The 11,628-nt window shown below is 41.0% G+C and carries 10 protein-coding genes; 4 read left to right on the top strand and 6 right to left on the bottom strand.

Annotated features, from left to right (window positions below):
* Positions 1–140 precede the first annotated feature (140 nt).
* The 4 genes from proC to sufC all read right to left on the bottom strand — a co-directional run bounded on the left by proC (position 141) and on the right by sufC (position 4,247).
* A complete protein-coding gene (gene proC, locus LBQ60_04605; protein ID MDR2037184.1) occupies positions 141–923 on the bottom strand; it encodes a pyrroline-5-carboxylate reductase in 783 nt (260 codons plus the stop codon).
* A gap of 157 nt (positions 924–1,080) precedes the next feature.
* A complete protein-coding gene (locus LBQ60_04600; protein ID MDR2037183.1) occupies positions 1,081–2,091 on the bottom strand; it encodes an OmpA family protein in 1,011 nt (336 codons plus the stop codon).
* An 85-nt stretch (positions 2,092–2,176) separates the two neighbouring features.
* Positions 2,177–3,487 carry a Fe-S cluster assembly protein SufD gene (gene sufD, locus LBQ60_04595; protein MDR2037182.1) on the bottom strand — a complete coding sequence of 437 codons (1,311 nt, stop codon included), beginning with the start codon at positions 3,485–3,487 and terminating at the stop codon, positions 2,177–2,179.
* A 19-nt stretch (positions 3,488–3,506) separates the two neighbouring features.
* Positions 3,507–4,247, bottom strand: a complete 741-nt coding sequence (gene sufC, locus LBQ60_04590; protein MDR2037181.1) for a Fe-S cluster assembly ATPase SufC — start codon at positions 4,245–4,247, stop codon at positions 3,507–3,509.
* 258 nt (positions 4,248–4,505) lie between these two features.
* On the opposite strand from sufC, the gene thrC reads away from it, so the two are divergent.
* From thrC to LBQ60_04570, 4 genes are all read left to right on the top strand, one after another.
* A complete protein-coding gene (thrC, locus tag LBQ60_04585; protein MDR2037180.1) occupies positions 4,506–5,801 on the top strand; it encodes a threonine synthase in 1,296 nt (431 codons plus the stop codon).
* 66 nt (positions 5,802–5,867) lie between these two features.
* The gene (lptB, locus tag LBQ60_04580) at positions 5,868–6,602 is read left to right on the top strand and encodes an LPS export ABC transporter ATP-binding protein (protein ID MDR2037179.1); all 735 of its coding nucleotides are present in this window, start codon (positions 5,868–5,870) and stop codon (positions 6,600–6,602) included.
* Positions 6,603–6,694: 92 nt separating this feature from the next.
* A complete protein-coding gene (locus tag LBQ60_04575) occupies positions 6,695–7,972 on the top strand; it encodes an SPOR domain-containing protein (GenBank protein ID MDR2037178.1) in 1,278 nt (425 codons plus the stop codon).
* A gap of 206 nt (positions 7,973–8,178) precedes the next feature.
* The gene (locus tag LBQ60_04570) at positions 8,179–9,366 is read left to right on the top strand and encodes a 3-deoxy-D-manno-octulosonic acid transferase (GenBank protein ID MDR2037177.1); all 1,188 of its coding nucleotides are present in this window, start codon (positions 8,179–8,181) and stop codon (positions 9,364–9,366) included.
* Positions 9,367–9,516: 150 nt separating this feature from the next.
* Here the strand turns inward: LBQ60_04570 and LBQ60_04565 are convergent, their stop codons facing one another.
* Together LBQ60_04565 and LBQ60_04560 are read right to left on the bottom strand one after the other, a co-directional pair.
* Positions 9,517–10,422 carry a glycosyltransferase family 2 protein gene (locus LBQ60_04565; protein ID MDR2037176.1) on the bottom strand — a complete coding sequence of 302 codons (906 nt, stop codon included), beginning with the start codon at positions 10,420–10,422 and terminating at the stop codon, positions 9,517–9,519.
* 17 nt (positions 10,423–10,439) lie between these two features.
* Positions 10,440–11,627, bottom strand: coding sequence for a glycosyltransferase family 4 protein (locus LBQ60_04560; GenBank protein MDR2037175.1), 1,188 nt, complete (start codon positions 11,625–11,627; stop codon positions 10,440–10,442).
* Between the last annotated feature and the right edge of the window lies 1 nt (position 11,628).

Here is an 11,628-nt window from a genome sequence, read left to right as displayed (position 1 = left end):
ATCGGTAGGATAGATAATGACACCATCATTCTTTAGAACCCCGGATATGGATTCGATCTGTTTCGGATTAGGATTCTCCGGATATAATTTTGTCAACATGGCGGAAAAGTTTAAGTTGTATACACTTGAATATAGTCAGATCAGATATCAAACACTTCATATGCAGCAAGAATACCCTGCATGACTGCAGATGAAAAACCTGCATGTTCCATTTCATTCAACCCCTTAATAGTAATTCCTTTGGGAGTAGTAACCTTATCTATTTCCTGTTCGGGATGGTTTTTTGATTGATGGATCAGCGCTGCAGCTCCCAGCATAGTCTGGGCAATCATAGATACTGCAACCGACGGTTTAAATCCGATCTCCACCGCAGCTGTTGTGGCAGCCCTCATATAACGAAGTGCGAAGGCGGTACCACAGGAAGCAATAACAGTAGCTGCGTTCATCAAAGACTCATCTATCATCATTGACATTCCGACAAGATTGAAAAAATCAAGCATCATCTTGTTTTGTCCTTCCGTAGTGTTAACTCCAGCAATACAGGTCATGGACTGATTCACAGCCATAGCCGTATTCGGGATAACGCGGTATAAAGGTCGTTTACCCGCAAACAGGCTCAACTGGTTCAGGTTAATCCCTGCGGCAAAAGATACCAGCAACATTTTATCCGTTAATGAAGAAGATATCTCCTCAATGACCGTACGTACCATAAATGGTTTTACACAAAGGATCACCATATCCGCAGATTTCACTGCCTCAGGATTATTCCGTGAAGTGATGATCCCTTTTGATGCATACAATACCAAGGCATCCTGATTCACATCCGTCAGGGTAATATCTTTAGGCTGGACGGTTCCGTTACGCAACAGTCCGGAGACTAATGCCGAACCAATATTTCCTGAGCCGATAATGGTAATTTTCATACGTGTATAATTATTACGCTATGTTACTCGTGAGATCGCTCCATGAGAACGCTGGCGCTTTGTTTTATTTTTAATGGCCATTAGGCACCTTCAATTCTATATTCAGCCCCTTAACTCAGAAGGGTCATCTGGTTCATCCTATCCGAAACAGTGTATTCTATTCCAACATTTGATACAATTCATCCAGCTTGGGCATCAGGATGATCTCCGTACGGCGGTTTTTCTGCCTGGCCGCCGGCGTATTGGCAGCGTCTACAGGAATAAACTCCCCTCTTCCTGCAGCAGTGAGCCGGCTGGGAGCTATTTTACTACCATCCAGAAGGATACGAACAATCGAAGTAGCCCGTTTTACACTCAGGTCCCAGTTATCCTGCATGGATGCATTCGCGGAAAGGGGAACATTATCTGTATGCCCTTCTATGGTAATGCTGATATCAGGATTTTGTTCCAGTATTTTTGCCAGTTTTTTCAAGGCACTGACTCCTGCCGGATCCACCGTGATACTTCCGGACTTGAAGAGCAATTTTTCGTCCAGTGAAACATATACTTTTCCCTGATTGATACTGACTGTAAGTCCATTATTTTCCAATCCGACCAAAGCGGCCGACACTTTATTCTTAAGGGCTTTAACCGCAGAATCCTGACGGGATATCAGTCGTTCCAGTTCTGCCGTACGCCGGATACGTTTATCCAATTCCAGTTCCATCGCCATAAGGTTCCTTTGCTTCTCACCCATCTCTGCGGAAAGTTTCTGTAATTCCTCTTCCCGCTTTTGAAGATCATCCTGAATGCCTTGTATTTGTAACATCAGTTTTGAAGCTTCCCTTTCAGAACCTTTTTTTAAGGCATCCATTGAAACGGTCATTTCCTGTAAACGATTCTCCAACAGCCGGTTATTTTTCTTTAACTCATTAATGGCCTTTACCCGTTCGGCAGAGTCGACCGACATCTGTTGAAGATCTTTCCGGACTATATTCATGTTGGCAAGTAATTCCGTATTGCTTACCGTTAATTGTTCATTGGCCGAGATCAGGCTATCATTTTCCATCTCATAACGGGCAGTTTTCTTCTTTTGCTCTGTGAACTTGGATCCCGGTACACAGGAATCGACCACCAATAATGAAACAAGCAATGCTGTGAAAAAGAGAATAGAAGATATTTTCTTCATAAAGGAAACATTATAATATTTGGTTATTCAAACGTCATGAAAAGAAATCATATGCGGTTCCAAAATTATAAAAACTAATCCAAATTCAAACAGGAAAGTTTTCAACCATTTTCTGTTCAACCAGACGTATCATTTCATTCTTGATCTCTTTACTGGAAATCCCTTCAAGGGTCTCTTCCGCAAAAGCCTGAAGCAAGATCTTCTGTGCTTCTTTTTTACCGATACCACGCGACCGGAGATAAAACAATGCCTCATTATCTAACTGTCCAACCGTAGCGCCATGGCTGCATTTCACGTCATCAGCGTAGATCTCCAGTTGCGGCCTTATGTTCATTTTTGCCTTTGCGTCCAACAGGATATTACTACTCCGTTGATAGGCCAAGGTTTTTTGTGCACCTTCATCAACAACAATGCGACCGGTAAAAGCACCTGTGGAAATATCCGATAAAATATGTTTGAATAACTGGTTACTTCGACAATCCGGAGAAGCATGCACAATATGTACATCATTATCGATATGTCCGCTTTGTTGGGTAAAAGCCAACCCTTTTACATAATGTTCCGCTTCTTTCCCTGTAAGATTTACTTTCAAGTCATTACGTATCGTAGCTCCATTTAAAGAAATATAATGTGTGGTCATGTGGCTGGACATTTTCTGCCGCACATTGGTATGGGTGAATAAATGGGAAGTACCGTTCACTTTCTGTAAACGGGTCAGGTTCAAAGATGCTCCTTCAGCCAGTACTACATCCGTAACATCATTACACATGAATGACTCATCAGAGAGTGTATAATCGCAAAGCAATATGTCCGCCGAACTCCCCGGTTCCATAATGATCAGATTCCTGGGCTGTGTCAACACATTTCCATTTCCATGAAAAAGGTTGGTGATCTGGATCGGTTTACCGGGTTTCATGTTGGCAGGAACGAATACAAAAAAACCATCACCGCTCAACATAGCATTCAGGTTGATCAATATATCGTCCGGCAGAGAATAATCCGTAAAAAACTTCTCATACTCTTCACTGAATTGACGGACGGTGCTTAAAAAACTACCGACTACAATCCCTCCCGGTAACACATGTACCGATTCTTTATGTACATGAAACCCATTGTTAAATATCAAACTATATGAATTGAGATCAGGAAGATCGCTGTCTAAAAACCGGTTGATCTTATCGAATGTGAGCTGTTCTTCAGAAGGCTGGTACAAACATCTGTTTTCCTGTAATAAAGAAGCGATGTCGGTATACAAGTATTGTTCATCCTTTCCTTTTGGGAAGGAGGCTGCAGACAATTTTTCCATGGCCTCATCTTTGATATCAACGACAAAGTCAGGCATATCCTTCCATTTACGGAAACGATACTGATCTATATAAAATTGAAAAGAGTTCATGAGACAACAAATAAAATAATCAGGACATCAGCCATTCATAGCCTTTTGATTCCAGTTCAAGGGCCAGATCCTTATTTCCGGTCTTAACAATGCGTCCGTCCACCATTACATGAACAAAGTCAGGAACTATGTAATCCAGCAACCGCTGATAATGAGTGATCACAATTGTAGCATTATCCGTCCGTTTTAAAGCGTTTACACCTTGGGAAACAATCCTGAGTGCATCGATATCCAGACCGCTGTCTGTTTCGTCAAGAATAGCCAGGGTCGGTTCAAGCATGGCCATCTGAAAGATCTCATTGCGTTTTTTTTCTCCACCGGAAAAACCTTCATTTACCGAACGGCTGATCAGGGAGGAATCCAATCCGACCAGCGCCGACTTTTCACGCATCCGTTTTAGGAATTCAGAAGCAGATAAAGGAGGCAATCCTTTATATTTTCGTTGTTCATTTAATGCCAGTTTCATAAAATTGGCCATACTTACGCCGGGTATTTCCACAGGATACTGGAAACTCAGGAATATTCCTTTCCGGGCACGATCCTCAGGGCTCAGATCCAATAAATCCCCCCCCTCAAACGATACCTCTCCCTGCGTTACTTCATAACCTTCACGTCCTGTGAGCACTGCGGCCAACGTACTTTTTCCGGCCCCGTTCGGTCCCATGATGGCATGAATCTCACCAGCGTTCACCTCAAGGTTTACGCCTTTCAATATCTGGTTTCCGTTAATGGTACTATGTAAATTTTTGATTGATAACATCGTGTCTTATAATATTATGTATATCTGATCAGAAAATCGCTTTCAGGCTTCATGATTCTATGATCTTATGGTGGCAAAGATAACAAATCTTATGTTTACATCCATATTTTCCTGTACTTATCCACCCGGTTCCGGGATATTCCGGACAGTCAATACAGATATTAGAATTATGTCGGATATCCTGATAAATTTATATAAATTTGCAGTCGTGTTTAAAAGCTTCTGGTCATAGACCGGTAAAGCAAATCCAAATACCACATGAAATATTACAGCACTCATAAAAATTCACCACCAGCTTCCCTGAAGGAGGTGGTTACAAAGGGCCTGGCTCCGGATTCGGGACTTTATATGCCAGAAAAAATAGGCATCCTACCGGATTCCTTCTTCAAGCAAATGTATGATATGGAATTACCCGAGATGGCATTCCATGTTGCATCCCATTTCCTGAGTGATGACATTCCGGATAATGACCTGAAAAAGATGGTATACGATACGCTTGATTTTCCCATACCGTTGGTCAACATCCACGACAGGGTGAATACACTTGAACTGTTTCATGGTCCCACAATGGCTTTTAAAGATGTTGGAGCGAGGTTTATGGCTCGCCTGTTGGGCTATTTTACCGGCCTGGAAAAACAGGACGTGAACGTACTGGTAGCAACATCTGGAGATACCGGAAGTGCTGTTGCCAATGGTTTTTACAAAGTCCCCGGCATAAGGGTTTTTGTCCTGTATCCCAAAGGGCTGGTAAGTCCGATACAAGAAAAGCAATTCACCACTTTGGGCGAAAACATCACAGCCATTGAGGTGTCCGGTACTTTTGACGATTGCCAGCAAATGGTGAAACAGGCGTTTGCCGATAAAGACCTGAACCAACATCTGACACTGACATCTGCCAATTCCATCAATTGGGCACGATTGTTACCCCAGTCATTTTATTATTTCTGGGGAGTAGCACAAATGGGGCCGGATATCGATAACATCACATGCGCTGTACCCAGCGGAAACTTTGGAAATATATGTTCCGGATTAATAGCCAAACGTTTGGGTTTGCCCATTGCTCACTTTATTGCGGCAACCAATATCAATGATATTGTTCCCCAGTACCTGAAAAACGGGAAATTCAATCCCCGTCCTTCTATAGCCACTATTGCGAATGCCATGGATGTAGGAAATCCAAGCAATTTTTCCCGTATTACCGAACTCTATCATCAGTCATATGAATCCATTGTTGCAGATATAGAAGGGTTTGTTGCTACCGACGACCAGATACGGACGACCATCAGGGATGTATACCATTCATACGGATATCTTCTCGACCCGCATGGAGCCATCGGATATCAGGCTCTGAAAGATCATATGAATAGGCACCCTGCAAGGAATGGCTTTTTTATTGAAACCGCCCATCCGGCAAAATTTGCAGAAATAGTTGAACCGGTGACCGGTGAAAAAATCACGTTACCATCTAATTTAGCCCGTTTTGTAAAAGGGATAAAACAAGCAGAGGAAATACCGGCAGATTTTAATGCATTAAAAAGTTTTCTATTAAAGTAGATTTGTATCATACTTACGGTTATATTTGAAGTTCGAAAATAACCGATGATCAATAAAAGATAACTGATGATATTACGAACAGAAAATCTAGTAAAGAAATATCGAAGTCGGACAGTTGTAAAAGGAGTTTCGGTAGAGGTCTCCCAAGGTGAGATTGTTGGATTGCTCGGTCCTAACGGTGCCGGGAAGACAACTTCTTTCTATATGATTGTCGGATTGATCACACCCAATGAAGGAAAGATCTTTGTAGACGATATTGAAATCACCAAAGAACCGGTTTACCGGCGTGCACAGAAAGGAATAGGTTATCTCGCCCAGGAAGCTTCAGTTTTCCGGAAGCTGAGCGTAGAAGACAATATCAGGGCCGTATTGGAAATGACCGATATTCCAAAAGCGGAACAAAAAGAACGTGTAGAAACCTTGTTGCAGGAATTTGGTCTTACCAAGATCCGGAAAAGCCTGGGAATACAACTTTCCGGAGGTGAACGCCGCCGTACTGAAATAGCACGCGCACTGGCCATTGACCCTAAGTTCATTCTTCTGGACGAACCTTTTGCCGGTGTTGACCCCATTGCAGTAGAGGACATCCAGTTCATCATATCCAAACTGAAAAAAAAGAACATCGGTATATTAATTACCGACCACAATGTACACGAGACACTTTCCATTACAGACCGGGCATACCTGCTTATTGAAGGGAAGATATTCAAGGCAGGGACAGCACAGGAATTGGCCGAAGACAAGCAGGTAAGAAAATTATACCTGGGCGAAAAATTCGAATTACGCCGGTACGACGATTAATTTTTTGATCGGTAGATGAAACATTCTGCCACCTATATGCGTATATATGAAGAGACATCTATATTCTATATTTCATTGAAAACAATACTATCGTGGACATAAGCAAACATATTCGTGGTTATCTGATGGAACATCCATCCGTAGTAGTTCCGGAACTGGGACGTTTTACAGCAGTAGACAAACCGTCCGTTATTGCAGGAGATGTTGTACTTCCTCCGGTGAGGACACTTGAATTTGATAACTCCGACAGTGACGATGACGGAAAACTGGCAACTTATATCGCCGGCCTGGAGAAAATTACTCCTGATCAGGCCAGAGATGCCATAAAAGAATTCTATGCGGACATCACCAAGCAACTGATCTTTTCCAAAACAATATCGGTAGACAACTTTGGCATTCTTTCCCTAGACGCCAAAGGGGATATCATTTTTATCCCCGACAGCAGATTAAACATAGGTAATGTCAACACCTACGGTTTGGAACAAGTGAACATTCAGGGAGAGACTCCGAAAACAGAAGCTCCCCCCTCCCCGACCAAAGAAAAAGAAATACCTCCTGTTGCAGAAGTTCCTAAAACTAAAGAACCCGAAGTACCAAAAACACCCGATGCTGATGTGAAAAAGGAAGAACCTACAGCCTCTGCGGCTTCCGGAGAGAGCATCTTTGCAACGGGAAATATGCGTACAAGAGAAAATACAGAACGCCGCCGGCCTGCAATAGAAAGACAGGAACCGCCGGCCAAACCCGTCCAGCAAAAAACAGTCCCTCCAAAAACCAAGCCCCCGGTCACACAAAAGAAAACCACAGCTTCATCTGGCAACAGTTTTCCTGTGTGGATTATATTTGTATTGTTGGCAGCAGCAGGACTTGGCGTAGGCTTCTATTACCTATATCCGAAATTTACTTTGGATAAGACGGCAAAGACGGCACAATTACCTCCTGCAATTGAATCTCCCGAAACAACATCCGGTAACTCCGAAATAGAACAGGGTATGGATGATGCTACAGACAAGAAAAATGCATTGAATCCTGACCCATCTACTCCTTCCACAGCACCATCAACGCCTGCGGCACAACCGGAAAAGGTTTCTTCGACGCCATCTAAAAGCCATGCAGGAACAAGCATCCAGGGTAATGTCGGGCAGGGAAAGTATTTGTTGATCGTTGGTAGTTTCAGTACCCAGGTCCGTGCAGAACGATATGGGAAAATGCTGCAAGATGCCGGTATCAATTTCGAAATTATAGACTTCGGCAATCAACGTGTCCGCGTGGCTGTTGCCAGTTATGAAAATATAACGGAAGCGTACAACCAACTCAATTACTTCAGACAACAACCCCATTGTAAGGACGTTTGGGTACTTAGAAGATAAGATCGGCTGACCGGAAATATAGGATCTAAAAAGAATGGCGTACAGAATGTGCGCCATTCTTTTATATATTGGGCAATATAGGATACGCCTTGGACAAAATTTCAAGCAAGCTTGATTTTGCCTCTCGGCTTTCACTATATTTGCAGTATTAATTCATATCAAAAGTGTACTCCTTTTTCATATACTTATATTCATTACTTATCCGTTTGGCTGCTCTGTCGGGAAATATCAAAGCCAGCCAGCTGGCAAAAGGTCAGAAAGATGCCTGGGATCAAATCACTAGTAAATTAAAAGCTGATGAACAACGGATATGGATTCATAGTGCTTCAGTAGGAGAATTCGAACAAGGGCGTCCTTTAATCGAAAAACTGCGTGATCAATTTCCACAATATAAGATAGTAGTCACTTTCTTTTCTCCTTCCGGATATGAATTGAGAAAAAATTATTCCGGTGCGGATTATATATTTTACCTTCCTTTTGATACATCCCGGAATGCCCGGCGTTTCATAAAATTGATACAACCCAAGAAAATATATTTTATCAAATATGAATTCTGGAGAAATTACCTGCGCGTGATCCGGCAGCAAAAGATCCCGTTATTCCTGGTTTCTGCTAATTTCCGTACCGATCAGGTTTTCTTCCAATGGTACGGAGGATGGTACCGTAAACTATTAAAGTCATTTACCTGGTTCTTTGTCCAGAATGAACGTTCCCAACAATTACTGGGACAGGCCGGATTCAATAATGTTACTGTTACCGGCGACACACGTTTTGACCGTGTATGCAGTATTGTAGACCAGGCACGCTCGCTGCCGGATGTTGCACAATTCGTACAGGATAAAAAATGTATGGTGGCAGGAAGCACCTGGCCGCCTGATACGGACCTGCTGGTACGTTATATCAATACGGAAAACAAAGGTATAAAATGGATATTTGCCCCTCATGAATTACATGATACGCAAATAGATCAACTGATCATATCGCTGAAAATAAAAGGCATCCGCTATTCCCAGCTGTCATCGGTGGATCCGTCCGGTTATGATGCACTGGTCATTGATAATATAGGCATGCTTTCATCCTTGTATCGCTACGGTACGTTTGCCTATATAGGAGGAGGATTCGGCAAAGGGATACATAACACGCTCGAAGCAGCTGCTTATGGGATCCCTGTCTTTTTCGGCCCGGCATACAAAAAATTCCAGGAAGCCGTTGACCTGGTAGAACAGGGAGGTGCCTTTCCTATCAGAAATTATGAAGAATTTTCTAAAATATTCAATACCCTGTTGGAATATCCGGAACAACTAAAGCAGGCAGGAGATATTGCAGGCGCTTTTGTTGCCTCCGGCCGTGGCGCTACGGAAAAAGTGATTCAAAAAAGTATGTTTTCCGACTAATTACTATGGAACTTTTTGTATCTTTAATATCAAATAGCTGATATCCTTCGAAAAACATCCTCAAAGGAGATGCTGTATAAATGGCAGCGATTAATATAAATACTGATTTTATTTCTTTTACATCAATCCGGAGAAGTATATACCGACAGTTCAATATGCTGCTCTAACACGGAGAATATGCCAGATATATTGCATTTTGAGTTTTAAGAATTGTAATTTACTGGAAGGGCGTTTTATTTGAATAAAATCTTTGAATGACATCAATTCCCTATGATAGGTTAGTTCATTCCGGTAATGCTTGATAATTTCGGGGGCTGCATTAATTCTTTTTGCCAATTCAAGCATATTCTTATGATAATAATGATATACCTCAGGATTAATTTCACTCTCAACCCGTTTAATGAACCGGATACATGATTCAAAATCACAATGACTTTTTGGTCTTAAATTATAAATGACAGTGGGGGTTTCTTTGGCTGCCATTTTGTATTCTTTACAGTACCTCACTACAAAATCGTAATCCTGATGTCTGTTTAAACCAGGGTCCCAGATCACCTTTTTTGCACTTTCAGCACTCATAAACAATGTCGATGATTGCGCCCCATACCCTCTTAACAGCAAATAATTAATCATTACCTCATCTTTATCAGGCTCACAAACATAAGTGATAGATTTCCGGTTAGTTATAACATTGTTGATGATCAAGCTACCATATAATCCGTCAGCATTTTTTTCTTTAAGTAGCTCCAGGCACTTTTCGAGATGGTCTTCCAACCATATATCATCACTATCAAGCATCGCTATATATTCGCCCTTTGATTGAACAACTCCGTAATTGCGGGCAACATTAGCGTTTTTATGCGCTAATTTATGATACCTTATTCTTTCATCTGATATTTCTTTTACAACTGATTCAATATCCTCTTCCGATCCATCATCAACAACGTGTACTTCAAAATCTCTATATGTCTGATTGGCCACACTTTCAAGTGTTTTCCGAAAAGCTTCAGGATAATTATAAACAGGTATCACCACTGAAATCAAAGAATTGTTCATCATGTCATAATTATGTTCTATTTTTCAAAAAGACCTTCATAAGATCTAAAGGTAAGTTCACGCATTGCAGCCGATCTGAATTTGTCATCATATAGATTTTTCAGGTTAATACTGATCGTTTGCCTTAACTTTTCATTTTCGATCATTTCAATAATATTGTTAACAAACATATCTTTATCTGCACACAGTTCACCGTCTGAATTAAAAACAAGCTTGTTGAAAAGTGCGGTTTTTCTATCTTCAAAAATTTCTGATAAAGCATCAACATCCGAAACAATAAGGGGTAAACCAAATGCGGCCATTTCAATTGCAACATAACTACACTGTTCATGAAGAGAAGGAATCACACCAAATGTGGAATTCGCATATAGTATTTTAAGTTCATTGAAATCAATCTGATGAAGAAATTCAATATCTAAATGTTGGTATTTCTTTTTTATAAAGAATTGTGGAATATTAAAATATCCGGCTAGTTTTATCCGGGGAAAATAATCCGTAGAACGAACTACTTCGCTTACTGCATCCAGAAAATCAAGTATTCCTTTATCTTTTGTTATCCTTCCGGCATAAAGAATTGTTAAATCGTTTCTTGGCTGTTGAAAAGCATCTATATCTATTCCGTTGTATATCTTGGATATTTTGGAGGAAGCTATTTTATGGACTTTTTCCAGATAGCATTTTGCAGAGTCAGATACGCAAATAATTTTATCAGGTTTGTGGTAGTCAAAACCTGTATCTTCTTCCTTTTTAAAATCGTCATATCGTTCGTTCTGGTATAGGCTATGTAATCTTCTGTATCTGTCAGTATTTTTATTTGTGTATTTCCAAGGTAAACAGTGAAGATGAAGCAGGTATTTCCCGCCAAATGTATCCCTCAGTATTTGTACGATTCCTGATAAACCTAAATGATTCATGTGCCATACAATATTCTGCATGGAAGATACCAAAGGCGATAATGAACGTTTTATCAGGTCGAAATATAAGGGTTTGTATCGATTAGTACTGGAAATTTGTTTGGGAAGATAAAAATTAACGGTAAAACGATCATTTTCGATTAACACCTTCGGCAGGTTTTTATAGGATTCAAAGATCAAATGGTGTATCCTGATATTTTCATGCTCATGATTTGATTTGATCACCTTGCTATAACGTTCGATCCCTGTGATACAATCCGATACAAGATCAACAATAATTACATTTATCATC

The sequence above is a fragment of the Bacteroidales bacterium genome (assembly GCA_031275285.1).
In the GTDB taxonomy this organism is placed as follows: Bacteria; Bacteroidota; Bacteroidia; order Bacteroidales; family UBA4181; genus JAIRLS01.
This window is presented reverse-complemented; position numbering and strand designations above follow the sequence as displayed.

Coding starts and splice junctions, on each gene's coding strand:
- proC (MDR2037184.1), bottom strand. CDS start 923: ATGAAAATTACCATTATCGGCTCAGGAAATATTGGTTCGGCATTAGTC.
- LBQ60_04600 (MDR2037183.1), bottom strand. CDS start 2,091: ATGAAGAAAATATCTTCTATTCTCTTTTTCACAGCATTGCTTGTTTCA.
- sufD (MDR2037182.1), bottom strand. CDS start 3,487: ATGAACTCTTTTCAATTTTATATAGATCAGTATCGTTTCCGTAAATGG.
- sufC (MDR2037181.1), bottom strand. CDS start 4,247: ATGTTATCAATCAAAAATTTACATAGTACCATTAACGGAAACCAGATA.
- thrC (MDR2037180.1), top strand. CDS start 4,506: ATGAAATATTACAGCACTCATAAAAATTCACCACCAGCTTCCCTGAAG.
- lptB (MDR2037179.1), top strand. CDS start 5,868: ATGATATTACGAACAGAAAATCTAGTAAAGAAATATCGAAGTCGGACA.
- LBQ60_04565 (MDR2037176.1), bottom strand. CDS start 10,422: ATGAACAATTCTTTGATTTCAGTGGTGATACCTGTTTATAATTATCCT.
- LBQ60_04560 (MDR2037175.1), bottom strand. CDS start 11,627: ATGATAAATGTAATTATTGTTGATCTTGTATCGGATTGTATCACAGGG.